The organism is Paraburkholderia sp. GAS448 (genome assembly GCF_050435685.1).
In the GTDB taxonomy this organism is placed as follows: Bacteria; Pseudomonadota; Gammaproteobacteria; order Burkholderiales; family Burkholderiaceae; genus Paraburkholderia.
This window is the reverse complement of record NZ_JBNDKT010000064.1, coordinates 1-25701: the sequence shown is the minus strand read 5'-3', so window position 1 is coordinate 25701 and position 25701 is coordinate 1. Positions and strand designations below refer to the sequence as shown.

Annotated in this window: 24 protein-coding genes and 2 pseudogenes; 19 read left to right on the top strand and 7 right to left on the bottom strand. The window is 59.8% G+C overall.

The annotated features are described in order from the left end of the window. The 3 genes and pseudogenes from P3T23_RS44310 to P3T23_RS44300 form a co-directional block, all read left to right on the top strand. A partial coding sequence (locus P3T23_RS44310; RefSeq protein ID WP_429322375.1) for a hypothetical protein occupies positions 1-314 on the top strand: 314 nt, incomplete at its 5' end. A 390-nt stretch (positions 315-704) separates the two neighbouring features. Next, positions 705-1832: pseudogene (locus P3T23_RS44305) on the top strand (IS110 family transposase). A 210-nt stretch (positions 1833-2042) separates the two neighbouring features. After that, positions 2043-3173: an IS110 family transposase gene (locus P3T23_RS44300; RefSeq protein WP_429322374.1), complete on the top strand. Its 1131-nt coding sequence runs from the start codon at positions 2043-2045 to the stop codon at positions 3171-3173. 380 nt (positions 3174-3553) lie between these two features. Here P3T23_RS44300 and P3T23_RS44295 read toward each other — a convergent pair whose 3' ends face one another. From P3T23_RS44295 to oxlT, 3 genes are all read right to left on the bottom strand, one after another. Next, positions 3554-4273: a GntR family transcriptional regulator gene (locus tag P3T23_RS44295; protein WP_429322373.1), complete on the bottom strand. Its 720-nt coding sequence runs from the start codon at positions 4271-4273 to the stop codon at positions 3554-3556. Between the two features lie 537 nt (positions 4274-4810). Then, positions 4811-6448 carry a porin gene (locus P3T23_RS44290; RefSeq protein WP_429322372.1) on the bottom strand — a complete coding sequence of 546 codons (1638 nt, stop codon included), beginning with the start codon at positions 6446-6448 and terminating at the stop codon, positions 4811-4813. 862 nt (positions 6449-7310) lie between these two features. After that, positions 7311-8618, bottom strand: coding sequence for an oxalate/formate MFS antiporter (gene oxlT / locus P3T23_RS44285; protein ID WP_429322371.1), 1308 nt, complete (start codon positions 8616-8618; stop codon positions 7311-7313). Positions 8619-8842: 224 nt separating this feature from the next. On the opposite strand from oxlT, the pseudogene P3T23_RS44280 reads away from it, so the two are divergent. From P3T23_RS44280 to P3T23_RS44225, 12 genes and pseudogenes are all read left to right on the top strand, one after another. Beyond that, a pseudogene (locus P3T23_RS44280) lies at positions 8843-9121 on the top strand (helix-turn-helix domain-containing protein); the annotation flags it as partial. Positions 9122-9541: 420 nt separating this feature from the next. Continuing rightward, entirely contained in the window at positions 9542-10120 is a 579-nt protein-coding gene (phaP, locus tag P3T23_RS44275) for a TIGR01841 family phasin (protein ID WP_429322370.1), read from the top strand. A 963-nt stretch (positions 10121-11083) separates the two neighbouring features. Then, on the top strand, positions 11084-11344 hold the full coding sequence (locus tag P3T23_RS44270; RefSeq protein ID WP_429322369.1) for a hypothetical protein: 261 nt from the start codon (positions 11084-11086) through the stop codon (positions 11342-11344). Positions 11345-11366: 22 nt separating this feature from the next. Next, a complete protein-coding gene (locus P3T23_RS44265; protein ID WP_429322368.1) occupies positions 11367-11513 on the top strand; it encodes a hypothetical protein in 147 nt (48 codons plus the stop codon). Positions 11514-12133: 620 nt separating this feature from the next. Continuing rightward, complete coding sequence (locus tag P3T23_RS44260) at positions 12134-12343, top strand: hypothetical protein (protein ID WP_429322367.1); 210 nt, start codon at positions 12134-12136, stop codon at positions 12341-12343. A gap of 56 nt (positions 12344-12399) precedes the next feature. After that, positions 12400-13041, top strand: coding sequence for an MFS transporter (locus tag P3T23_RS44255; RefSeq protein WP_429322366.1), 642 nt, complete (start codon positions 12400-12402; stop codon positions 13039-13041). Continuing rightward, the gene (locus tag P3T23_RS44250) at positions 13002-13220 is read left to right on the top strand and encodes a hypothetical protein (protein ID WP_429322365.1); all 219 of its coding nucleotides are present in this window, start codon (positions 13002-13004) and stop codon (positions 13218-13220) included. The genes P3T23_RS44255 and P3T23_RS44250 overlap by 40 nt, the downstream gene beginning before the upstream one ends. Positions 13221-13259: 39 nt before the next feature. Next, positions 13260-14342, top strand: a complete 1083-nt coding sequence (locus tag P3T23_RS44245; protein ID WP_429322364.1) for an IS630 family transposase — start codon at positions 13260-13262, stop codon at positions 14340-14342. 73 nt (positions 14343-14415) lie between these two features. Continuing rightward, positions 14416-14802 (top strand): MAPEG family protein, encoded by a 387-nt coding sequence (locus tag P3T23_RS44240; RefSeq protein WP_429322363.1) that lies wholly within the window; start codon positions 14416-14418, stop codon positions 14800-14802. A gap of 79 nt (positions 14803-14881) precedes the next feature. Then, positions 14882-15181, top strand: coding sequence for a hypothetical protein (locus tag P3T23_RS44235; protein ID WP_429322362.1), 300 nt, complete (start codon positions 14882-14884; stop codon positions 15179-15181). 1242 nt (positions 15182-16423) lie between these two features. Further along, positions 16424-16969: a lecithin retinol acyltransferase family protein gene (locus P3T23_RS44230; RefSeq protein WP_429322376.1), complete on the top strand. Its 546-nt coding sequence runs from the start codon at positions 16424-16426 to the stop codon at positions 16967-16969. 223 nt (positions 16970-17192) lie between these two features. Then, positions 17193-18203: a histone deacetylase family protein gene (locus P3T23_RS44225; protein ID WP_429322361.1), complete on the top strand. Its 1011-nt coding sequence runs from the start codon at positions 17193-17195 to the stop codon at positions 18201-18203. A 31-nt stretch (positions 18204-18234) separates the two neighbouring features. Here the strand turns inward: P3T23_RS44225 and P3T23_RS44220 are convergent, their stop codons facing one another. Continuing rightward, positions 18235-18885, bottom strand: a complete 651-nt coding sequence (locus tag P3T23_RS44220) for an SDR family NAD(P)-dependent oxidoreductase (protein WP_429322360.1) — start codon at positions 18883-18885, stop codon at positions 18235-18237. Between the two features lie 388 nt (positions 18886-19273). Between P3T23_RS44220 and P3T23_RS44215 the strand changes: the two genes are divergently transcribed. Together P3T23_RS44215 and P3T23_RS44210 are read left to right on the top strand one after the other, a co-directional pair. Further along, positions 19274-20317: a rod shape-determining protein gene (locus P3T23_RS44215; protein WP_429322359.1), complete on the top strand. Its 1044-nt coding sequence runs from the start codon at positions 19274-19276 to the stop codon at positions 20315-20317. Positions 20318-20961: 644 nt separating this feature from the next. Then, a complete protein-coding gene (locus P3T23_RS44210; RefSeq protein WP_429322358.1) occupies positions 20962-22176 on the top strand; it encodes an MFS transporter in 1215 nt (404 codons plus the stop codon). On the opposite strand, the gene P3T23_RS44205 is transcribed toward P3T23_RS44210, so the two are convergent. Further along, entirely contained in the window at positions 22151-22495 is a 345-nt protein-coding gene (locus P3T23_RS44205; protein ID WP_429322357.1) for a helix-turn-helix transcriptional regulator, read from the bottom strand. The two genes, P3T23_RS44210 and P3T23_RS44205, sit on opposite strands and share 26 nt — an antisense overlap. 12 nt (positions 22496-22507) lie before the next feature. Beyond that, positions 22508-22813, bottom strand: coding sequence for a hypothetical protein (locus tag P3T23_RS44200; protein WP_429322377.1), 306 nt, complete (start codon positions 22811-22813; stop codon positions 22508-22510). Between the two features lie 576 nt (positions 22814-23389). On the opposite strand from P3T23_RS44200, the gene P3T23_RS44195 reads away from it, so the two are divergent. Together P3T23_RS44195 and P3T23_RS44190 are read left to right on the top strand one after the other, a co-directional pair. Then, positions 23390-24025 (top strand): multicopper oxidase domain-containing protein, encoded by a 636-nt coding sequence (locus P3T23_RS44195; RefSeq protein ID WP_429322356.1) that lies wholly within the window; start codon positions 23390-23392, stop codon positions 24023-24025. Then, positions 24000-24899 carry a multicopper oxidase family protein gene (locus P3T23_RS44190; RefSeq protein WP_429322355.1) on the top strand — a complete coding sequence of 300 codons (900 nt, stop codon included), beginning with the start codon at positions 24000-24002 and terminating at the stop codon, positions 24897-24899. Before P3T23_RS44195 ends, P3T23_RS44190 begins: the two co-directional genes overlap by 26 nt. 242 nt (positions 24900-25141) lie before the next feature. Here P3T23_RS44190 and P3T23_RS44185 read toward each other — a convergent pair whose 3' ends face one another. Further along, positions 25142-25552, bottom strand: a complete 411-nt coding sequence (locus P3T23_RS44185) for a TetR family transcriptional regulator (protein WP_429322354.1) — start codon at positions 25550-25552, stop codon at positions 25142-25144. Between the last annotated feature and the right edge of the window lie 149 nt (positions 25553-25701).

Below are 25701 nucleotides of genomic sequence, written 5' to 3'. Positions count from 1 at the left end.
GTGGCTTGCGGCATCGTCTCAATTACATCTGCCATGACGTCTCCTCCTCTTCGGGGCGTTGTGCGTTTCTCGTGATATACAATATTCCACACACAGTATTAATTCAAGCGTGTTTTTATACCGTGATGTCATTGATGCGCTGCGATGGGCGTGAATCGCCCGAATTCAAAGGCGACCCACGAAGATCGATTTGCGGCGCACAAAGCTTGGGCAACGCCGAAATTGGCCTTCGAGTGTCGAATTCTGGCGGGCCCGCATCGATGGGTGTGCAAATCGAGCGGTCAACGGAATGTAATATTTCGTATTTCAGATGACGTGCTTCCACGCACTCAGAGGCGCGTCGGCGCTCGAACCAGGCGACAGATGCACGCGCGCGGGCCACGCGGGCGCAATCATCTCGCGGCGGCACAGGCTCGGCGGCCGCAAAGATTGAAGCAATGAAACCGGCGGGCGTTCACGTGGCCGGTTCACCGGCGACGTTGGACGACACGATGGCTCGTGTGCGATGAGGGGCGCTCGGTAAGAACGAGGGGCGCCCGGTAAGCGCGTGTGAAAAAGGTGCAGAGCGGGAAGGGGAAGCGCTGCAACGCGTCGGGCGTTTCAGCGCTGCTCCGCTCCGAATTAGAAAGGACTTTCCCCATCCCGTGGCGTAGCAATATGCCACGATGGTTGATGCTGGCAATCCATCTGAGAAGGGGAAAGTCATGGACAAGATTACTCGTATCGGCGTCGATCTCGCCAAGAACCTGATCGTGGTACATGGAGTCGACTCAATGGAGCACGTGGCAGTCAGAAAGGCGATCCCAAGGCAGAAGTTTCTCGAATGGTTTGCCAATCTCGAGCCCTGCCTGGTGGCCATGGAAGCCTGCAGCGCGGCCCACTACTGGGGCCGAAAGCTACGCGCGCTCGGCCACGAAGTCCGCCTGATCGCCCCACAGTTCGCCGCAGCCTACCGCAAAGGCGGCAAGCACGTGAAGAACGACCGGCTGGACGCAGAAGCCATCTGTGAAGCGGCGAGCCGCCCCCATATGCGTTTCGTCGCGCTGAAGACCGCTGACCAGCAGAACGTGCTGGTGCTGCACCGGATGCGCAGCGGCTTTGTCGAGGAACGTACGGCACTCGTCAACCGCCTGCGTGGCGAACTGTTCGAGTTCGGCGTGTTCCTCCCGCAAGGCATCGACTTGTTCCGTGACCACTTCGTCGAGGCACTGGAGGACGGGACCACGGAGCTGGACGGTATCGCACGCACCGCGCTCCTCGCAGGCTGGCATCACATCCACGCCCTCGACGAGCAGATCGCGTGGTGTGACTCGTAGATTGCCGCGCGGGTCAAACATGACTCCAACGCGCAACGCCTGATGGCCATCGTTGATATCGGGCCGCTCACCGCGTCGGCCGCCGTCGCGACCGTCGGTGACGCGCGCGTGTTCAGGAACGGACGGCAATTTTCAGCCTGGCTTGGCTCTGTGCCCAAACAGGCCAGCAGTGGCGGTAAGACCCGGCTCGGCCACATCACCAGGCAGGGCAACACCTATCTGCGCACCCTGCTGTTCCAGGGTGCGCGCTCGGCCCTGACAAGCGCCCACCGGCGAACCGACCGGCTCTCGCGCTGGATCGTCCAGCTGCATGCACGGGTAGGCTGGTATCGAACGCTGGTGGCCATCGTCAACAAGCACGCGCGAATCCTCTGGGCGATCCTCGCCAAAGGCGAGCGCTTCGATCCCTCCTATACCCCAATCCGTCCGTCGTGCAGCGCGACCTTCCACTTCGCCGCGGCAAGCTCAAGTGACACCGCCAGCACGAGTTGCTCGTTACTCGTCGTGTATGCCTGATCTCCGCACATGATGCTCTCCTTCGAGCCGTGGTCAACACGCTGATTCTAGGCGTCAGATCGTGGAGGCCTCGCATGCTTCATAGGCAGTATGACTTCCCGTGAGGCGGGGGCTGGCCTGCCGTGAGGAGTCAAGCGCGGGTTAGCATTGCTGCCAGAGCCGCACGGTGTGGACAGGGCCACACCCGGCGATTTCCACTCGGAGGCCAGCATGGAAGACGATAACACGCTGTACGTGGGCATGGACGTACACAAGGACTCGATCACGGTCGCCTATGCGCTCGGCTCGGGCGACGTCGAATTGCTCGGCAAGATCGGGACGACCAAATCCGATATCGATCGCCTGTGCAAGCGCCTGCAGTCCAAGGCGCGCCACATACGCGTCGTCTACGAGGCAGGCCCCTGTGGATACGGGCTTTACAGGCAGCTCATCCAGAAGGGATTCGAGTGCATGGTATGCGCGCCGTCGTTGATCCCAAAGAAGCCCGGTGAGCGTGTGAAGACCGATCGACGTGATGCCGTCAAGCTCGTGCGCCTGCTACGCACCGTGGACCTCTCGGCGGTATACGTGCCCAGCGTGGAGGATGAAGCGTTCCGGGACCTGGCGCGCGCGTGGGTGAGCGCCAAGGATGATCTGAAGCGTGCGCGGCAACGGCTGAAGGCCTTTCTGCTCTCGCACGGGGTGCGCTATACGGGCCGAGCCGACTGGGGGCCGACGCACCGGCGCTGGCTGAGCGCGTATGCCTTCGACAGCGCTTGGCAGCAGCTCGCCTTCGAGGAGCATCGGCGCACGATCGAGGACCGGCTCGCACAATGTGAGCGACTAGAGGCTGCGCTACGCGAGGCGGTCGTTGACTGGCACTTCTATCCGGCCGTCCTTGGCCTGCAGACGATGCGCGGTGTGCAGTTCACCACGGCGGTAGGCATGCTGGCCGAACTCGGCGATCTGTCGCGCTTCGCGCATCCGCGCCAGCTGATGGCCTGGCTCGGTGTAACGCCATCCGAACACTCCTCGGGCGACAAGCGCCGTCAGGGCAGTATCACCAAGACCGGCAACAGCTATGCAAGGAAGCTGCTCGTCGAAGCGGCCTGGAGCTACCGGCACCCGGCCCGCGTAAGCCCCGAGATCCAGCGCCGGCACGAAAGCATCCCGAAACCCATCGTGGACCGTGCCTGGGACGCGCAGGTGCGCTTATGCCGTCGCTATCGGAAACTCACCGCGCGTGGAAAGGAGAAGAACATCGCAGTGGTCGCAGTCGCTCGCGAACTGAGCGGCTTCATTTGGGACATCAGCCGGCTCGCCATGTCGCTGGCCGTACCGGCAGAGGCGCATGCCGTGTAACACAGCACTTCGCCAACCAGCTATAACCCACTGAAGGAGCTTCCTGAGGGCGGCGTAGCCCGGGCACACCGAGTAACCCGCGAAGATACTACGCAACGAATGCCATCCAATTTGCGAACATAGGTAGCGGCAGGCTCGTTGGACGGACCTCTGTAATGCGGTACCCAACCCGCGAATATCAGCGTGATCCACCGTCGAGATGTACTGCTACGTCGCCCTCAGGAAGCTCGAACAACATGTCTTTAGAGAAAGTGAAAAAACCGATCCCGCATTGACACGGGAAGTCATATCAGCATCTTATAGGGGCTTCAGGTTGGCGTGCTCCGGTCGCCCTCTCTGCGGTTGCCCTCTTGATTCAGAATCCAAAGGACATGGCGTCGTCAGTCGAGGAAGTCGCAGTTGGCTTCGACGAACGCCGCGAGTTCGAGCGAGTGCTGACGCACGAGGTTCTCGACCAGTTCGGTATCCCGCCTTTCAAGCGCTTCGATGATGCGCATGTGATCAACAATCGAGCGCGACGCGCGGTCACTCTGCGCGATCGTCATCTTGCGGATCGCTCGCATATGCACGAAGAGGTTCTTGATTGTGTCGAGGATGAGTTGCGATTGCGATAGCTCGACGATCGACTGATGAAACGTGATGTTCGCTTCCGAATACTCTTCGATGTGCTCGGCCGGCGTCGTGTCGCGGAAATCGTCGAACATTCGCCGCAGTGCCGCGATGTCCCCATCGGACGCACGCAGCGTCGCAAGCCGCGCCGCCACGCTCTCAAGCGCCGCCCACATGTAGATCATGTCGACGATTTCTCTCTTGGTCTTGCGCTTGATATAGATCCCGCGCCGCGGCACCGTGCGCAGGAAACCTTCCTGTTCAAGCAGCGTCATGGCTTCGCGAACCGGCGTGCGGCTTACACCGAGCGCTTCTGTCATCTCCTTTTCGTCGAGCCGGATCTCTTCGCGCGAGCGGTAGATATCGGCTTCGGTAATTGCCTGCTTCAGGCGCGCGTACGCCTGGTCGCGCAGCGACGCCGAAGCATTGATCGGTACTAGCGCCAGTGTGAGAGACGTGGGGCGGACATCGATGTGCGTATCGTCAGACATTGATAATTTGCTTCCCCAGTTTCGGATAACCCATTGTGACGGTCTTGCCTGACCCGCCGCCCGAATCCGCCGCCTATGCGTCTGGCGAATGAGATACGTCTGCGCGGCAGCCCTCCTGTACGACTGCCGCGGCCTGCTATGCCATCCACTCGCGCTCGTGCTTAAGATATACGGAATACTACATTCCGTATGTGGCGAGTTCAAGGCGCTTTTTGTAATCGTCTTCGATGCGTGCGGGAAGGTGGGATGGCAGCGGAAGGCGGTGACGCTGCACCGATGGCAGCCGACCGCAAAGAAACGGCGTCGAGGCGACGCGCGTCGGTGACGGACGCGACCGCTCACCCCCGCACTCCAACTGCGCTGGCGGACGGCGCGGCGTCCGTAGGCGGGTCCGAAGGGGATGGCACTTCGAGCTGCCGGCGGCGATCGGCTTCGGGTGTACCCGGTATTCCCGCCAGCGCGCGAAATCCGAATCCTGAGCCCACTGCACGCCCCCGGCTACTTATGCCTCTGCCCTCCGTCAAGTTGACAGCGCTCTCAGAACTTGTAATTCAGGCCAACGGAGAAACCCATTGGTCTGCCTCCCGCGTAGCAGAACGGCGCACCATTCGAGATCGAACTGCCGTCATGGCAATCAATGGAGACGGCTCGCCCACCTGCGCCCAAGGCATAGTGGCCAAGCTGCTGATTGAATGCCACCGCATAAACTGCATAAAGCGTGGCGTGTTTGTCGACAGAATGTCTGTACATCGCGGTGAGCATATTGGCGCCGTTGGCAGGATTCGGGATACCAATAGCGTTCGGGTCGGCCGGAGCCGTGTTGTGTTGCCCCGGGTCGCCCGGCGTGCGACCGGCGTGTGCCCAACCCACGCTCGCGGTATCTTTAGGGGTGAATTCCTGTGTCACGGCAAGCCAGAAGCCATTACGGCTCCGCTCGTTCTGTGATTGCAGGTAGGCCGGAATGTTTCTGCGCATCACTTCAAAAATTGCGCTCACGGTGGTAAGCGTGGGAAGCTTGTATTGCGCACCGACCTTGAATGCCCATTCGTTGCCGATATCGTTGGGGTCCGTCCCATCAGGCGAAGCCAGCGCCGCGGGACTGTTCGTCACATCGCTTGAGCGATTCACGTCGCGGTGTAACTCATAGGCTGTCGTAAAGTACAGCGGCCCGTTGGTATAGGCGAGGTTCGCGCTGTAGGCCGACCCATAGCTGCCATCGTTACACGCGATCGGGTTCCCGCCGCTACCGGGCACGTTGCCGCCCGTGCAGTTGGACTCGCCGGCGGCCTGCACCGAATTTTCAAAACCGCGGTTTTGACCCGGCGAGACGAGGGCGTTGAAAGACCAGCCGTGAAAACTGGGCGACTCATACCAGATCGCGTGGTCCAGCCGCGTGCCGAATTCAACGCGATTGTCGCCGCCCGTATTACCCATGATGATGGAGTAATCGCCCCACGTGCCGGAAAATGGATTCATGCGTGCAGTCGACGTTTTGTAGGGAGCATCGGTCTTGCCGATCTTCAGTGCTCCCCACTTCGACGAATCCACGCCAATGAAGCTGTTACGTGACGTAAGAGCGCCCTTGACGGTGGAGTCCTGCGCGGAGTTCGAATTGGAAGTTCCGGCGGTCGCTGAGATATCAAGTTGGGTTTCCAGTTGATAGACGAACGAGAGCCCGCTTGAACCGAATGGTCGCTTGCCGCGAATCCCGACATAGGAAAGATTGGTCGATATGTCTGGCTGCCAGCCCATATGGCCTTGAGGCGAGACGACAGTCCCGCCTGGCGTGACGTATGAGGAACTAAGGCCTTTGGTCGCGTAGTCCACAGAGAGATCAAGGTTTCCGTAGAATTCCATATCGCCTAGCGCAGCCAGCAACGACTTCAGCCGGGGCGGCATGCCGGCACCCCATCCGGAGGATGCGTCCGCATCGGACGTCTGTTGCACGCCTGACGATGCGCTTGTGCCTGCGCCCGCTCCTGCGCTGGTGTTCGTGCTTGCGCTTGCGACGCCTGGATTCGCTACTTGCTGACTGCTCGCCGATTGAGCTTGCCTGGCAGTCAGCGCATCGAGCTTTTTATTGAGCACTTCCATTTGCTGTTTCAACAGCTGGATCTCTTGCGCCTGATCATTCGAAGCACTTGCCTGAGCGAATGCTCCTTCCGAACGGATCACGCTGCCAGCTGCAAGCAGGAATAGCGAAGCCGCCACATGAGGCGGTTTCAGATTCCTTATAGTCATCATCCCCTCCAAAATTAATTAGTATGGCGAATTAAATAGAAAAATAAATACCACAGTCCGAACTGCTATTTCGATCCGATGTAGATCACATGCAGAATCAGGCAATTCGGGCTGCGGGCCACCTCCCCTATGTGCTTCTACGCGGCCCGCCTCCATCCGGCATGGGGTTGCTTATCCAACGAATTCGTTAAATTCACGACAATTCCCAACATCCAACGCTAATATCTGATAGTTCGTATCGCATGTAATTCGGGCGCAAAATAAGGCGATTCAGGTGCTCAAGGCAACCAGATATTTCCGTGGTAGCTGTTAACCCAACCTAACCGGGGTATGCAATTAAGGCATACCATCTCGATATACAGATAACACGGTAGTTCGAGGCGGAACACGCCTGCAGAATTTGAGCTACCTTGTATTTGCCTGAATAACTCTTCCGTGTCGATTGAGATAAGACCCGCAACCAGTCGCGTGTGACCCAAAAGTGGCGGTTTTTGAGCCGCACTGCGAAGCTGAGCGCGGGTTGTCGCGCGCAGTACCGCCGGCGGGTCCGCCACAGCGTACGTGGTCACCCACACAGTCCCGCGGCCGCGTTATCGCACTCTGGTTTCGTATTCCGTCCATCACTTCACCTCAGCGGCGCTTTGGCAATGTGGTAACGGCGATCGGCGTCGTGTTTGTGCGGCATGCTCAAGCGCCGTGGCTCGAAGGAAGGTCGCTACCCTTCTTATTCCCAGACCTTTCAACGGCTATCGACGACGCATCAACGCGTTCGCGGGGCACGAATGTCCATATATGGTTATCGGAGATATCCCTCGGCGAGCGCGTCGGCGTCGGCCTCGACCGTACGGTCGATCCAACGCTGTCTCATCGGAGCGAGGAGGAATTTCGCGGACACCGCCGCAACAATCGATACGACCGCCGCACAGATGAACACCGTGCTCCAAGAGCCATGCGCCGACAACACCGAAGCGATCGGCACGAGCATAGACGCCGTGCCCTTTGCGGTATAGAGCGTGCCTGCATTGGCCGCCGCGTATTTGCTGCCAAACGTGTCCGCGCAGGTCGCCGGGAAGATCGAGAAAATTTCACCCCAGCAGAGGAACACAGCCGCCGCGAAGAACATAAACGCGTACGGGTTGTGGCCGAACTGCATCAGACCGAGCAACGCGACGCCTTCGCCGAGAAAGATCATGAACATCGTGTTCTCGCGGCCAATCTTGTCCGAAAGAAAGCCGCACAGCGGACGCGTGAAGCCATTGCACAGATTGTCGATCGACAGCGTCATCGTCAGAAGCGGCAGCGTGACGCCCATCAGGCTAACCGGCAACTTCGCAAAGCCGTATTCCTTGGCGATCGGGCCGAGTTGCGCGGTCGCGATGATTCCGCCGGCCGCCACGAAGACGAACATCAGGTAAAGCACCCAGAAAAGCGGCGAGCGGACCATCTGACCAGGGGTGTAGTCAACCTTGGTGGCAACCACGCGTTTGGCGGCGAGCGCGGTCGCTGGCGGCTTCGGACGCACCAGCATGGTCGCGAGAAGCAGAATGCAGAGGCCCTGGAAAATGCCGAAGAACATGAACGTATGCTCGTAGCCGGAACGCTGGATCATGTTGGCGATCGGGATCACCGTGAGCGCCGCGCCGGCGCCGAAGCCGGCCGCGGTCAAACCCGCCGCCAGACCGCGTTTATCGGGAAACCACTTGAGCGCCGTCCCGACACAGGTGCCGTAGACGCAACCCGCACCGATGCCCGCAATCACCGCCGCGACGTACAGTTCGCCCAGACTGCTTGCGTGTGCGTCAATGATCCAGCCGAGTGCGACACAAAGCGAACCGCCAATGACGACGGGACGCGGCCCGAGCTTGTCGACGAGCCATCCTTCGACTGGCACAAGCCAGGTTTCCGTGACGATGAAGATGGTGAAGGCAGTCTGAATCGCCGCCTGCCCCCAGTGATGCGCCGCGTCCATCGGCACGACGAACAAGGTCCACGCGTACTGTAGGTTCGCCACCAGCCCCATGCAAACGATGCCGACCGCCAGTTGGACCCACCGGTTATGCCATAGCGCTGTGCTGCCTGGCTCGCCCATGCTGGAATATCCCATGTCTCCATCTCCTTTGTAGAATTCATCGCGCTCGAGCGGCGCCTTGAATTACGTAATCGAATCACCTCATCGCTTGCGTGCGCGTCGGCAATGAAGCGCTAATGGTCGGTCAGATGGAAATCGCACCAACAAGAAACCTGCGGGGCACGCAAAACGGTCTAATAAAAGTGGTTTCTGAAAGAATGCTGCGCGAGATCAGCTATCAGTAAAAGTTAAAACATTTTATGCTTTACATTAGGCATCCTGTATACGTCGGCGGCCTTCAACGAATTTCGACCATCAAAAACGCTTCCCTGGGCCAACTAGAGATTTTCGAAACGGTTGCCCCGAACCGGAGCTTTTCGCGCGCGGCCGACGAGTTGCACCTAACGCAGCCGGCAGTCTCAACCTGGGTAAAACAGCTTGAGGAGCACGCCCGCCTAGCCCTTTTCGAGCAACTCGGCAGAAAAATTTATCTGGCGCCAGCGCGTTCTGAAATGTTCCCTTACGCGCTCTCGATCCTTACTTTCCGCAGGTCGAGGACACAATCTGAAGCGAATTTCGTTGCTAGCCCGGCGACCGAAAGGCGTGCCCTGAGACGCCGAGGAGCGTGAGTACCTGACGCTGCAGGTCCGTGAGCGGCACGTCGAATAGCTTTTCGCTTCCCGTCCCTCACGGCTGAGGCGATTAAACGCCGACTTTTTACAAGTGCCGCAAATGGCTGATGAAATATTCATGTCTCGACCTGAACCGAGGCAACGCCGGTTAGCAGGGTTTCTACTTACAGGTCGGCTGGGCCCCACCGCCATCATGGCATTGCGTGCCGCTCGGACCCGACGCGCATCGCGACAGTGGTTGACATTGACAAGACCCTCCCTAGAAGAGTGATTCGCTGCGCCGCAACAAAACTTCCTGCGCCTACCCACCCCACAATGGAGTTAGTGATGAATGGTCTTGTCCCAGAACAACTAGTCGCTGCACAGAAAGCTGGCGTCGAATCGACATTTGGTTTCCTGACGAAAGCTTTCGAAGGCTTGGAAAAGCTTGTTGAGTTGAATCTGCAAGTCGTAAAGACGACCCTTGCCGAAAATCAGGAAATCGTTGCCAAGGCGTTTTCGTCCGGAGACCTGCCGGGGTTGTTCGCTCTGCAGACCAGCCAGGCACAACCTGTTGCAGAAAAGGTGCGGTCGTACTGGCAACACGTGCACGAAATCCTGTCCAGCACGCAAGGTCAATGTGCAGCCGCCGCTGAAACCCAATTCAAGCAGTTCCAGAACGAAGCACAAGGATTCGTCGACAGCATCGCGAAGAACGCACCGGCAGGAAGCGAAACCGCCGTGGCCGCATGGAAGGCATTCGTCACGACGGCCAGCGCGACGTATGAAGGTGCCAAAAAAGCTACGAAGCAAGCACTGGAGATTGCCGAACGCAACGCGAACGTTGTCGCTGCGGGCGCGAACGGGACGACTAAACAGGCCGTCGTTGCACGGGTCAAAGAGGCCGAGACCAAATCATCCACGTGATGTTGGCGATGGCCTGAAGCGGTGCGAAGCGAGCCCTGCTCGCTTTTTTTGTGCGCATGCGCCGTGCGCGACGTTGCGCACCGCGCTTACGGCCCAGGCGTCCGCCCACAATATGCGCATTGTGAAATGTCCCGGGACCAGGGACGAATTAAAAGCCTGCCGTTAATCCCGCAGGGGCCCTATCAAGGCGCCGGTCGACCGTATGCAGTGGAGTCAGCAGACCGACGCCATGGTCCCTGTACATGACTGCGTGCGCTTACGTATCCCGGACAGCCCAGGCCAACCGAAGGTGGCTGTGTGGCGGACGGAAATTTTCTTCAAGGCAACCAGACATTAGTCGTCTTTTCGGCATTGGTGTTCTTCGCCGCGTCCTTTGTCATCTGGCGGGGCGGTGTTTTGGGCCGCTATCGGGCACCCAGGAAGGCAGAGCAGAGGAAGGCCATTCGCAAGGCGGTCTTGTTGGCGCGCCTGCAGTCCGCGCGCGGTCCCGGTCGCTCCAGCAAGGGCGTTAAATTCTGGCGCAAGCTCTTCGCCGACATGGAGAGTGCGAGTCGCGAAGACGAAATCTCCTGGGAGGTGGTATTGGCGGTGACCGAGGCCGTGCAGGCAGAGGCTTGCCGCACGGCAAAGCATCGTGCGGTAACGTTTCAAAGGCCTGACGCAGGCCTGCTAGCACGCGCGGGTACGCGCTTTTCTCGGGCTTCAACGCATCGTCGGAGAAAAGTGACGCGGTGGAGCAGTCGACGAGCGCGGCCCGGCGTCAGCGTTCAAGGCCGCCGACCTGACCGGCGTTGCCGTAGTCATAGGACATCCACCTTGCCTTGCACGATTGCCAGGCAGGAAAGAGTTCACCATGATCATGCCGCGAGCGCCAGTAGCCAACAGGAGCAGCCGCACAGCCGCCGCGCACTTAAGTACCTGATCTGACGCGGCATGATCCGGCACGCGGAGTCATACCCACTGATGACCAACGATCGCAGCCTGTCATCGGCCCAGGTGCTTGAAGCCCACAAGGGCCAGCCCATAATCGAAAAGCGCTTCGAACAGGTCACGACCGTGCACGAGATCGCGCCCGTGTTCCTGAAGGACGAGGGCAGGCGCTCTTTCACCCTGTACTTCCTCGCGCTACTCGTACAGGCGCTCATCGAGCGCGAGCTGCGTCTTGCCATGAAGCGCGGGCACATCGATGAACTTCCTCTGTACCCCGGAGCGGCGTCAGTGTAGACGCCCCACTACCGAACAGATCTTGCGTCTGTTCAGCCTCGCTGAGCGCCGCAAGCTGATCGAAGGTGCGCATACCGTGCAAGTATTCGACGTGCCGCTCACGGACCTGCAGCGTCAGGTACTCACGCTCCTCGACGTCCCTGAGCACGCCTTTCGGTCGCCAGGCTGACTAGCAACGAAATTCGCGTCAAATTGTGTCCTCGATCTGCGGAATGTAAGCCTAACTCTCGCTCTACTTGGCCGAATAGTTGTACAACGTCGGCCGGTTGACTGGCATCGCAGCGCACCGCCAAGGCACCTGTCTCGTCGACCAAATCGGAGAGCTTGCCGATGTCGCGCGCGACGAGCGCGACTCTCATACCCTCTGCGGTGCACACGCGAGCAAGAGAGACGCTCGGCGCTTTCCCGGCTCCGACGACAAGTGCGGTCTCAGTTCCACTCATGGCATCCATCCTCCGATTTTTGCGGTGTCCGCTGGCCGCGCGTCGTATCGACGGAGTGACCGTGGATTTACAGATTCCCAATCAGGCGCAAATTACAAAACTGTAACGGGCGGGTCAGCGCGCAGTCAAGCTCGAAGGGCCAGGATAGGGACATAGTCTTGCGGACTATCGCGGTGCCGGCCCACGCCGGTTTTGCGTCTTGTATGCCCATTCTGGGGGAGACATCATGAAACTCGTTGCAGCTACAACCAACATATTCGACGAACCCGGCAAATCAACGGAATACGTCGCCTTGGGGCTGGTCGACTCAGGGTGCGCTCGACCGTCCGGCCACAGGAGGTCCAACATGAAACTAGACGCCGCCACTTTCGTGCGACTGCGCCGTCTCGCTCCGATTCTCGATGACGTACTCAACGCAGGAGAGGTCGAGCACGCAGACCAGGCCGTGGGCCTCGCTTCACTTGCTCAACTGTGCTCACAGTTGTTCGACGCGTACCACTGCCAACACCCGGGCGAGATAGCGGAAGCGCGCCTCGACGCCCTCGAGTCGCAGTAACACACTCCCTCTGGACTGGCTGGCGGGTTCAGATCGCTGGTGTCATTGGCGGTCCCTTGTCTGGCTGGATCATGCAGGCATTCAATGGCGTGCAGGGTCTGGCGAACTGGCAATGGCTCTTTTTGCTGGAGGCGATTCCCTCAGTTTTCCTGGGCGTGGTCACGCTCATGTATTTGCCGAATGGAATTCGCGCCGCCAAATGGCTCACAAATACCGAAAAGCAGTTGCTGGAAGACCGTATTGCACAGGACGCCGCAGGCAAGCTCCACGCCAAAGTATCGAGCGTACTGAGCAACGGTCGCGTGTGGTTCATGACAGCGATTTACTTCTGCTGCATGATGGGCCTCTATGGCGCGGGCTTCTGTCTGCCGACGCTCATCAAGGCCGCAGGCGTAAAGGATGCGCTAGACATCGGCATGCTGACGGCCATTTCCTATGGCTGTGCCATAGTCGCGATGTTGCTGTTTGCGCGAAGCGCCGACCGTCTGCGCGAGCGCCGCTGGCACTTCGCGGCAGCCGGACTTATGGCAAGCGCCGGGCTGATGGTCGCCACCATCTTTGGCTCCAACGTTGGACTCGCTATGGTGGCGCTCTCCCTAGACCAGGTACAGCAGGGGTACTCGCAACGACGCCGGTCTTGTGGGCGTGGCCGAGCGCCATGCTGGGCGGCGGTGCAGCAGCAGCCGGCATCGGGCTGATTAACTCGGTGGGCAACCTTGCGGGCTTTGTCAGCCCCACCATCGTGGGCTGGACGAAGGACGTGACAAACAGCACCAACGCCGGCATATACGTCATCGCAGCAGCGCTTCTTGCCGGCGCGTGTCTTGCGCTTTTCCAACCGCGTGAGCGGGTAAATAGCCAGTACAACATCCCTTAAATAGCTTGAATAAATAACTGCCTCGGTTACCATGGCGAAATGAGCCGAGGCCGTCATGCAAAGCCGGTGAAGCTGGCGAAGAAAGAAAAACGGGAACTGCTATCGCTGATCGAGCGCAAGACGGCCGCGCAGCGGGATGTGATGCGGGCGCGCATCGCGTTGTGGGCCGATGAGGGCCACTCGAACACGGTGATTGCGCGCGAACTGGGTATATCGGTGCAAACAGTCAGCGCGTGGCGCAAGCGCATTGCCCAGCAAGGTGCGCAAGGCATTCGCGAGGGTGAGCGCAGTGGTCGTCCACCGCGCATCACGCAGGAAGCGCGACTGCAGTTGATCGCGCTGGCGTGTGAAGCGCAGGAACCCGAGGGGCGGGTTACGCCGACGCTCGACGAGATCGTGGCACGCGCCGTGGAGCGTGGCGTCGTCGAACAGATCAGCCGCAGCCATGTGCAGCGCATTCTGCAGGCCGGCGACGTTCGTCCGCACCGGGTCCAGCAATGGCTACACAGTCCAGACCCGGCGTTTCGCGAGAAGGTCAACGTGATCTGCAAGCTGTACCGCAAGGCGCCGCGAAACGCGGTGGTGCTCAGTATCGACGAGAAAACCGGCATTCAGGCCATCGAGCGCAAGCATCCGGGACGCGCGCCTGCGCCGGGACGGCTGCGGCGTCGTGAGTTCGAATATATCCGCCATGGCACGCAGGCACTGATTGCCGCGCTTGACGTGCATACCGGACGGGTGCTGGCAGACTGCCGCGAGCGGCGCACGCAGGACGATCTGGTCGCCTTCATGGAGCGCGTTGCGGCTGCGTACCCGGGCAGGCAGGTGCACGTCATTTGGGACAATCTCAATACGCATTGCGCCCGGGCCGTCTGGCAGGCATTCAACACGCGGCACGGCGAGCGGTTTCACTTCCACTTCACGCCGTTGCACGCGAGCTGGGTCAATCAGATCGGACTATGGTTTGCCCGCTACACGCGCCGGGTACTGCGCCATGCCAGCCATACCAGCACCGCGCACCTGCGCGAGCGCACCGAGCAATTTATCCGCGCGCACAATCAGGCGGCACGCCCGTTCAAATGGAGTTTCCGGGGCTATCCGCTCCAAACCGGCGCATCGTAATCGAGTGACCGACATGCCAGCGCTACCCACCAAACCGGCATTCGTTGATTCCCTGCCAAGGAGGCTCGTTCAAATGAACAACGTTGCTCTCACATGCGTGGTAGTTCTAGGGCTACTACTTTTCGGCCTCGGATTATCCATCTCGGTAATGCGTTTTCGTGAAGGCACCAGCTCAGGCTGCGAACCGAACCCCGCGAACCGGCTACACAAGCTCGTCCGGGCTCATGCCAATACGGCCGAATACGCGCCGTTCCTCGCGTTGCTGTTTCTCTTTCTTGGCGCGCGATCGCCTTCGACGGTGACAGTGTCGCTGATCGTAGTGGCAACCGTGTGCCGCTGTTTGCTCGTCATCGGACTGATCGCATGGCCAACGATGGCAAAACCTAACTCTTTCCGGTTCGTCGGCGCACTTGGAACCTACCTGACTGGTGTGGCGCTATGTGCGCTGCTGCTGCGTTGAGATGCGACGGGCAGACCAGATCGCGTGAGTTTCCGGGGCTATCCGCTGCAAACCGGCGCATCGTAATCGAGAGAACGACATGCCAGCTTTACCCACCAAACATTACGCTACCGAACTCCAGCGTCAACTGCGCAGGCTTCTCGGCCACGAGCAGATCGTCACGCAAGGCTACGGGCGTCACCTGCTGATCAAACGCCTGGACGATGAGGAGCCCATCGTCGTGGCACGCCTCACCGAGATCGGCCGCAATCGATTTAGCGCCGCCTTTCGCAGCCATAGTGGGCGCTGGGAACCTCTGCCAGGCACAGGTTCGCTCGAGGAGATGGCCGAGGTGGTCGTTACGCTCCTGCAGCCTTACTTGCAGCCCGATAATTATTAAACGTATTTACGCGATGTTGTACTAGTCACTCCAGCTTGCGCCAATGAGGCCACGACAGCCCTACAGGCGTCGTGGCCTCATTCACATCGGGCGCCCCTTAGGGCAGGAAGAAGGCGACGCGAGAAAAGCGCAGCGGCGTGGGGATTGCGTGCAGATTCTGACGCCTGCCAATTTGAGGCAGCGCCGCCGTGGCCACAAACTCATGCGTCGTTGTCCGCTATCGTCAATCCACGCTTGTCCATCAACGCACGGATGCTCACAACGACAGCCGACGACTGCTTCGCAATGAGCGTGTCGGCCTGCGCTTGCAGAGACAGATAAAGCCTTCTGCGCGCGTCGCCGCCAGACCGCGACTCGATGAGGGCAGACGCAACCTGGCAATCTCAGCTGACGGTGCCGTCGTGCAGTTCGCGATACCAGCCCGCTTGGGACTCGAAGGCGCCCTATAGCGACCGTCTCAGACCGGCCATTGAAGTGGCCGATAGAGCTCAAGTGAGGTGCAAGCGTGGTACGCGGCGAGTGCCCGGCGGACGCCGCCATATTCTTCGAGCGCGACGCCAAGGTTGTACTGCAGTACCGGTTCCTCTGGTGACCTGTTCATTACAACCCTTAGAGCTTCGCGCCTTCGCTGTACCGAACACCGTTGCACAGGAGGGCATCCTAGATTCAAAGCCGTGGGCGTCAGGCCGTTAATGGCCATCTACCGGGTGCTTCGACGGACGGACAGAACGATCGCATTATGCACGCACACAACGGCGAGACGATGGTCACTGGATCGCATGTCGACCGTTGCAGTTAATCACGGCAACGGGCACTCCCCCACGTCCAACAAGAGGTTGATCGTCACATTTAACTGGCGAAAGGCTGACGCGTTGAGCCCGCGTAAAACATCCCAGAAAGGGAACCGGATGGTCTGGACCCGGAACCAAAAGGCGAGCGTGACGAGGGTCCGCCTTTGACGCAGCAATGGCATGCTTCGCGGTAACCGCGAACTCGTGTTGCCGCCAGCTGATGCTCGCATTCGTGGCGCTCACTTCGCACCCTCATCCGGCTCCATCTTCAGCCGTGGAAAATACCGGGTTGCGCGAACCATCCGATCATCCATAACATAAACATTATGGTATATCACAAAACGTTTAATTATCGTAAATGTACACCCGGTCCTATGCTTGGCTCATGCAGTTAGCAGTTGGGAGTCGAATCATGGAACCTGCCACTATCGCGTCGCGCACTCCTGCGGCGATGATGCAGGTGCGTTGGCATCTCGGAGTCGGAAGCGAACCGCCTCTCGGGGCACATCTCGTGACACCTCGCCGCGCATACACTCACCACGGCATCTATGTCGGCAAAGGCAACGTAGTGCACTACGCCGGACTTGCCCGGTCTTTGCATCGCGGCCCTGTCGAGGAAGTGACGATTGCATGCTTCGCCGCGGGGAGCGAAGTCTGGATCGAGCCAGGCGACCGTCCGGGTTACGCCGATCGGCAAGTTGCAGAACGGGCACGCACGCGCCTTGGCGAGAATCGATACAGGCTCCTGACCAATAACTGCGAGCACTTCTGTGCGTGGTGCCTGTATGGCGAAAGCCGCAGCGAGCAAGTGCGCGCGTGCCTGACTTATCCGCGTGCGGCCATGCGGGCAGCGGTGGGCCTGTTCAAGATGTCGATCAATTACTTCGCTGCGAGGGTCTGCGTCCACGCGGATGCGTTGCTCGACGTAAAAAGCAGCTGCGTTGGCGTCACCGCCAAAGAGCGCTTGATAAGTCAGGCGATGCCCTGCCACGCGTAAGCGTACCCGTGTATTTCGGAACAACGTGACCGATCGTTTCGGGATCCTGATCGGCAATTTGTGGCAAGTTTGTTTTTCGTAACCTTGCGATTAAGCGTTGCAAGCCGTCACTTTCGTCTGTGGGCGCCCGTGGCAACCGGCTGGAAACCCAAGCCGTGCGGGCTCCTGATGCCCTTGACCATGCTCTTATAAGGAGGCTGCGGGTTTTGCCGCGCATCAGCAAATGACGACTACCCTTGTTTATTCCCATGCTGCGTGTCTGGAGCATCGCCCCGGCCCAAACCATCCGGAGTCGCCGGAACGTCTGAACGCCATACTGCGCGCGTTGCGGACGCCGGAATTCTCGTCGTTGGAATGGCGCGATGCGCCGATGGGCACACTCGACCAAGTGCAATTGATCCACGACCGGGCCTTTGTCGATGAGGTCGCGGACATCGCCCCGCAGCATGGCTATATGCCCCTCGATGCCGGCGACACGGTGATGTCGCCGGGCTCGTGGGAAGCCGTGATGCGCTGCGTCGGAGCGGCTTGTGCTGGCGTCGACGCGGTGATGAGTGTGCAAGCACGTAACGTGTTTTGTGCCACCCGCCCGTGTGGTCACCACGCCGAGCCGGCCAGGGCTATGGGCTTTTGCATTTTCAATCAGGCTGCGATCGCCGCGGCCTACGCTTACGAAGTACACAAGCTGGAGCGCATCGCAGTCGTCGACTTCGACGTCCATCATGGCAATGGTACGCAAGCAGCTTTTTTCGACCGGCCGGAGCTGTTTTACGCTTCCAGCCACCAGTCGCCTTTTTATCCCGGCACGGGCGCTCCATCCGAGACCGGCGTGAACCACAACATCGTCAACGTCACGTTGCCCCGTGGCTGTGATTCGGCGCTCTTCCATGCTCGGATAGAAGCCGGCATGTTGCCAGCGATACGCCACTTCAACCCCCAACTCATCGTCATTTCGGCCGGCTTCGACGCGCACCGCCTGGATCCGCTCGCAGGCTTGAACCTCGAGGACGATGATTTCTATTGGATTACCAGCGAGTTGATGCGTATTGCCGATGCGACGTGCGAGGGGCGCATCGTTTCGATTCTCGAGGGGGGTTACAGTCTGGACGGCCTGGCCACCAGCACGGGCGCGCATGTCCGTGCGTTGATGGGTGTTGAGGTCCCCAAGCCGCTTTCTGGACGCTCAATATTGGAAGGGGAAATGGCGCGATCCGTCTCAGCCCCGGGAACCTGATCCAGCATTATCCAGCGCCTGCACCATGCACTCATGAGCGATCGCTCCCCAGGCATTGCGTCAGGTGCGGCGGCGTCAGCGTCTTCATGCGGACGACCTTGGCGCCGCTCATCAAGCAGATGTCGGTCAGCGTGCTGCCGTTGTCGATATTGACCAGGCGATGCCGTGCGAGCCGAGCGGTTCCCGCGCTCGGCAACACGTTGTTGACGGAATCGGACGAGATTGACATGAACGTTCTCGCTTTGTGAATGGCCTGTTCAAGCGTGGTTCGCCAGCCGGGCTTGCGCAGATGCGGGTGCGCCTGCCTCATCACGTTGAACGATCCGATCAAATCGATATCGATGACGGCACGAAAGCCGTTTGCCGACATCGAACTCGCGTCGCAAAGAAAGTTGCCTGCCGCGCCGGATATCAGCACGTCAATCGGTCCGAATTGGCTCACTGCATCGTCGAACGCCGCTCCGACCGCGTCGAAGTCGCGCACGTCAGCGCACATCCCCCGGACCTGCGAGCGATGACCGGCGAGCGTGGCCACTGACGCATCAACGTTTTCACGTTTGCGGCTCGAGACGCTGACATACGCGCTGCGTCGCGCGAACGCTTCTGCGATGCCGTAGTTGATGCCGCTCGTGCCGCCGAAAACGAACACATGAGATTTCCCGAAATCGATATCGATTTGCATGCTGCTTTCCCTCGTTTCACAAATAGTAGACACACGTCAGAACAGATGACGAATGCCGACCACAGCCGATCAAGCAACGTTCTTCTTCGCGAATTCAATGGCCGCTTGCTGGAGCGGATCTGACGTCTGAACGTCCGAGCAACGGTGCGTGCAAATGACGCTTCATGGCCGCTTGCTGACTATCGCGAAACGCAAGGTCCATCATCGGTCGCCGAATTTGACTCAGCCCCTGCCGTCGCGTCCAGGCGGAGTACCTTCCTTTTGCGAGCCCCGCGCATCCGGCGCGGAGCCTTCGGGCTTCTGCACCTGTTATCCTTTCCTCTCCCGGCTGCTGCATGGTCGCACGTCGTCGGCCAGGCGCCTGCCATCAAGCGAGACAGGATTTTCAATGTTCGGTTTTCTGCGCAGCTACTTTTCCAACGACCTGGCGATTGATCTTGGCACCTCAAACACGCTGATCTACATGCGCGGCAAGGGCATTGTCCTTGACGAACCTTCGGTCGTGTCGATTCGTCAGGAAGGCGGTCCGAGCGGCAAAAAGACCATTCTGGCAGTTGGCAAGGAAGCCAAGGAGATGCTTGGCAAGGTGCCGGGCAACATTGAAGCCATCCGCCCGATGAAGGACGGCGTGATCGCCGACTTCAACATCACCCAGCAGATGATCAAGCAGTTCATCCGGATGGTGCACGCACCGCGCATATTTGCGCCGTCGCCGCGCATCATTATCTGCGTGCCGTGCGGGTCCACCCAGGTCGAACGACGTGCAATCAAGGAAGCGGCGCACAGTGCGGGCGCATCGCAGGTCTACCTGATCGAAGAGCCGATTGCCGCCGCAACCGGCGCTGGCCTGCCCGTGTCCGAAGCGATCGGCTCGATGGTTGTCGATATCGGTGGCGGCACCACTGAAGTGGGCGTCATTTCGCTCGGCGGCATCGTGTATAAAGGTTCAGTGCGCGTCGGCGGCGACAAGTTCGACGAAGCCATTGTCAACTATATCCGCCGCAACTATGGGATGCTGATCGGCGAACAAACCGCCGAAGCCATCAAGAAGGAAATCGGCTCTGCTTTCCCGGGCTCGGAAGTCAAGGAAATGGAAGTGAAGGGCCGCAATATGTCAGAAGGGATACCACGCAGCTTCACGGTCTCCAGCAATGAGATCCTCGAGGCCCTCACCGATCCGCTGAACCAGATCGTATCGGCGGTCAAGATCGCACTCGAGCAAACGCCGCCAGAGCTCGGCGCCGATATCGCCGAGCGCGGCATCATGCTCGCGGGCGGCGGAGCACTGCTACGCGACCTCGATCGGCTGCTCGCTGAGGAGACCGGTCTGCCGGTGTTCGTTGCCGAAGACCCGCTGACCTGCGTCGTGCGCGGCTCGGGTATGGCGCTCGAACGCATGGACAAATTCGGCAGCGTCTTTGCCTACGAATGAGCGAGACGGACTATCTATATTGGCCGAGCGCGTCGCCGGCCGTTATTGCCATATCGAAGGGTCGGCTCGACCGCTCGCGAGCGGTTTCGTTCACTGGCCGCGTGCTGCCTCATGCAACGGGTACACGCAGCTTAAAACTTCCAAGGGTACACGGCAGCACGCGACCCGATCCGCCGATTGGACGAGATTTACAACGGTCCGTTCCAAAGCCAGCACCAGTCAATCGCCAATGACGTTTCGAATGGCCGTCTGGCAAATCTGCCGCACCTTTCCCCAGTTACCAGTCTTTGCCCGTCGACTTCGGTGTAGTGCGGACCAGGGCTTTGCACCCTCGTTGGACATTCGCTTTGTCAAGACGCAAACGTTATCGAATATCCTCATCTGGCAAGGCGGGACCGTCCCATGTTACCGGACCGGACTCCCGGAGCGAGAGCCACGTGTGCGCAGCCGGTCAGCGAAGGGGCGCACGTGGTATCGTGCAACGCGCCGCGTAGCGAGAATGCGTTTTCAACGTGAAACTCATGCGCCATTACTGACGACCTTACAAAAGAATGTTCACGCCTCCCTTCGCGACGTGCGACCAGCCTTCCGGCAATCAAGAAGATCCCCGCGAGCTTCTCAAAACCGTTGTCGCAGCATCGCTTGTGACTGGCCTCGAAATGTTCGATTTCACCGTTTTCGGATTCTTCGCGGTGATGATCGGAGACCGGTTCTTCCCAGCGAACGATCGGATGACTTCATTGCTGTGGGCCGTCGGTACATTCGGCGTCGGCTTTTTCATGCGACCTGTTGGCGCGATGATCATCGGCGCTTACGCGGACCGCGTGGGACGCCGCGCAGCGATGACGAGGACCAGCTGGATGATGGCTCTGGGAACCGCCGCGCTCGGCCTGTGCCCGTCGTTTGCCAGCATAGGCGTGATTGCGCCGCTCGTTGTCATCGCCGCTCGATCGTTGCAGGGCTTTGCCGTCGGCGGCGACATCGGAGTTGCCGCGACCTTCGTGCTGGAGGCGGGGCCCGTGTCGCGTCGCGGCTATCTGGTCAGCTGGCAGCTCGCTAGCCAGGGTGCGGCCGCGTTGCTGGGCGCAACCCTGGGCGTGCTACTCACCAGCACGGTGTCACCGGCCGCTCTTGCTTCGTGGGGCTGGCGGATCCCATTCCTGATCGGTCTGCTGATCGCGCCAGTCGGTCTCTACGTTCGCCATCGGCTTCACGATGATCCGATTCCCACCAACACCGCCAGAAATGCCGGCACACAGGTCGCCGAACTATGTCGCGAACATGGAACGACGATCCTGCTGGCGATGCTGATGATGATGGGGCAAACCATACCGGTCTACGCGATCGTCTACTTCATGCCGAGCTATGCGACTCGCGTGATGCACATGCCCGCCGTCATCGGATTTCTGGCTTCCGCGTTGTCTGCGCTGCTGCTGGTCGTCATTCCGCCGCTGGCCGGCCGTCTCATAGACAGTCTGCCTCGCCGCAAGCCACTGGCCCTCCTCGCCTCTGGATGCACGGCGCTTCTGGTCTATCCGGTCTTTCTGATGATTACCCGTGCGACCAGCGCGCTGCCTATCCTGTGCGGCGTCGGGCTCATTAGCACAATGGTGGCGTTCGGCGCAGGCGCGGTCGCCCTGCTTGTGCTCGAAGCGCTTCCTGCGCGGGTGCGCGCCAGCGGCATGGCCGTTTCGCATTCGCTGCACGTCGCCTTGTTCGGCGGCACTGCTCAATTCATCGTGACGGCATTGATCAGATGGACCGGCGATCCCATGTCTGCAGCCTGGTATGTGGCGCCGGCGTGTATGGTGAGCTTCTGTGCGCTGATGCTTTTCAAGGAACGGCGCTTCGAAACCTGAACCGCCGCACACGCATTGACGCCTGTCGCTGCGTCTGAACCATCTTGTCAGCTAAAGCCCGAAAATCCTGCGGCGCCATGTCGTAGGCTCGCCGGAAGGCGCGCGTAAAATCAGACGCGCTTTTGAAGCCGAGTCCGTAGGCAATCTCTATCACCGCTAAGTGCGGATACCGGATCAGTTCATCGGCCGCATGGCGTAGCCTCAGGTGGCGGATATAAGCGCCAACGCCGCCTCCATGCTGAAACAGGCGATAGATGGTCGGGCGAGGAAGTTGAAGCGCATTGAGCACACTTTCCGGGGAGAGTTCATCTTCAGTCACGTGCGCCTGAATCTAGCGCCGCACCTGACCGAACATGGCTGCCCGGGCTGCAGCGCGCGTGTCGCCGCTCAGGCGCGCCTGCCGTCCAAACGCTGCGACAAGGAGCTTGGCCGCCGCGCGTATGGCGCCGTCCGCCTCACCGGCACTCATGCATGCGATCGTCCGACTGAGCGCCGCAACGTGTTCGATGATCAGTTGCTCGAGCGGCGTCGAACCATGGAGCACACGGCCGTGGATGGCCTCCGGATCAGGAAAGACTTCCTGCACCAACTCGCCCGGCACGAAAAACGCGATCACCCTGCATGCTTGGCGTTGCATTCAAATGGATACGCATCCTCTACCGGTGTTGGCAGACTGGAAAACGCTACTATGAAAGCGTCTATCTGAACGCGTTGAGAAGGCGCGGCTCGCCGCTTCTCGGCAAGCTGAGTCTGTCCGACGGATAAGAGTGGGCGGCTCTTGCTCCTTTATCTGATTGGGGCAAGCCGCGCAGCGGCGCGTCAGGCCGAAGGCGAAGCTCGCGGGGAGCCGGTGGGCAACGACGGAACCGCCGTCAGGCGGCTGTCCACAGCTTTGCGCTGTGGGGCAGCGTCGTTGTCCACGGGCGGGCGCGTGATGATCAGGGAGCGCAGAAGCATCGAAGAAACAAAAAAACTTGACGGACCACCTCAGGGCATGTTGCTGCCGGTCGCGTAGGCGCGACGGGTGGCCGTTCTGCCGGTCAAAGCCGACGCCCGGCGGCCGAGCCCGGATGCAGGGTTTTCAACCGGAGCGCACGTTCGAGAACCGTGTGAACTATCCGTTCCTGCTCACAACGATTCGATCGCAGTTGCTTGACCCTCCCATCGTTGGAATGTCTACGCTGCACAGAACCGTAAGCGAAAGGAACAATCAATGTTGATATCTCGCCGCAAATTCCTGCTGACGTCCGTCGCCGCCGCATCAGCGGCGCTTGCTGCATGTGCGCCATCGCCGATCAGCGGTTTCAAGTCAGTCACCAACGGAAATAATGGCAACACGCCGCGCCGTCTAGTTGCCGAGACCCGTTCGATCGAAGTCAACGGCCGCGCCGCGACGGTGTTCGGACTGCATCAGCCAAACGGCACGCGCGGCCTGTTCCTTGACCCGGGCGAGCGCTTCGCGGTCGAACTGGAGAACCGCTTGAACGAGCCAACCATTGTTCACTGGCATGGGCAGGAGCCGCCGCCCGACCAAGACGGCGTAAGCCAGTTCGGGGTGCCGAAACTCCAGCCGGGCGAGCGCCGTGCCTACGATTTCGCTGCGCGTCCCGGCACTTACTGGATGCACTCGCATCAGGGCTTTCAAGAGCAGCAGTTGCTCGCCGCTCCGTTGATCGTGCGCACTGCCGACGACGTTCGGGCCGACATTCACGAGGTGACGATTTTTCTGGAGGATTTCCTTTTTCGCGACCCTGCCGAGGTCATGTCGGAACTCCGACGCGGGAACGCAAACCGGATGGATGCCATGGCAGCATCGAGCCGGCATGAACCCCCCCCCCGGCATGGGTGACATGCCGGGCATGAGCAGAGTGGCTGGCGGCGACATCCGCGACATACCAAATCCGATGCCGATGAAAATGGATTTCAACGACGTAGACTTCGATGCCTATCTCGCCAACGATCGAACACTGGAGGATCCGGAAATCATTCGGGTAGAGCGAGGCGCAAGAGTTCGCCTACGCATTATCAACGGAGCGTCATCCACGAATTTCCACGTTCACCTGGGACGACTGCAGGGTACGGTCGCCGCTGTGGATGGCGACGCCACCTGGCCTTTGAGCGCGAACCGCTTTAATCTGGCAATGGCCCAACGCATCGATATTCTTCTTGAACTTCCCAGTGAAGCGGGAGTGTGGCCGGTGCTTGCCGTGCGCGAAGGTGATCGACAGCAAACGGGCATTATTCTCGCCACTTATGGCGCCAACGTCGGCAAGTTCGCCTCTGTGGCAATCGAAAAATCTGCAGCGCTGGACTTCGATCAGGAGGTTCAACTGTCAGCGGCCAAGCCTCTGGCGTTACGCTCCGCCGATGCGCATTTTATGCTGGTGCTAACCGGCTCAATGCACCCCTATGTGTGGGGATTCAATGACAGGGGATGGGACAATCGCGCCACCGTGAAAATTCGGCCCGGACAGCGAGTGACGATGACCTTTCACAACGTGACGATGATGTCCCACCCCATCCATCTGCATGGTCATCACTTTCAGGTCGTGGCGCTCAACGGCAACGCGTTCTCCGGCGCGTTGCGGGACACAGTGCATGTGCCCCCAATGGCAAAGGTCACCGTGGCGTTCGACGCGGACAACTCAGGTCGCTGGCTAATGCATTGCCACAATCTCTATCACATGCTGGCCGGTATGATTACCGAAGTGGCCTACGCCTGACGTGAGGCGGCCAGCCTCACGTCAGGATTGCGGCGCTTGTGGCACCACCGCTATCGGCGCACTAGTGCTTGGCAGTTGTGGCTGCTTCGGTCTACGAGTCTGCGACCATTGTCTTCGAGACAAGGGGCAGTTCTAGCTCAACAACGGACGTCCGCGAGCTGACGACGAAAGACCGTAGATTGCCGGTCCCAGTCGTATCGATATTCGTACTCGATCGTCAACAAAGCGGTTTCTGACGGCAGTCACAGTCGATGGCTGGACGGGTGCTTCGGTAGACTGACAACGTTCCCGCTTTTGAGCATCGCACGAAGCTCCGCATTGTCGACGCTCAAAGCTGCATTGATGGAGGCGATTCGCGCCAGATCGGCCTCGAGCCGCCCGATTCGCTGCCTCAATTCCTGTACGACGTCGCGGAGTGCCTGGAGTTCGGCCTGCTCGTCAGGGCGGTGGTGCACGTCGCGGCCCATGTGCACCCTGATGCGTGCAGCAAGATCCGGATAGCGGTTGTGGATCAGGGCGGGTGTGAAACCGGCCTCGCGGGCAACGGCACTGATTGAAATACGACTTGCACACGTTCCCGTCTGCCCTTCAAGCAACTTGGCCAAGGCAGCTTCCAATTGTTCGCGCGTCGCTGTATCACGCGTCTCGGGCATGAGATATGCTCGGATCTGGTGTACGGGGGAGTTGAGGCGGGAGATTGAAGGCGATGGAGGTTTCAGCTGAGAATCTGATTGTCGAAGTCGGAAACCAGCGAACAACAAAACCATCCACCATGAGCAAGTTTACGGAAAAAGCAGTCATC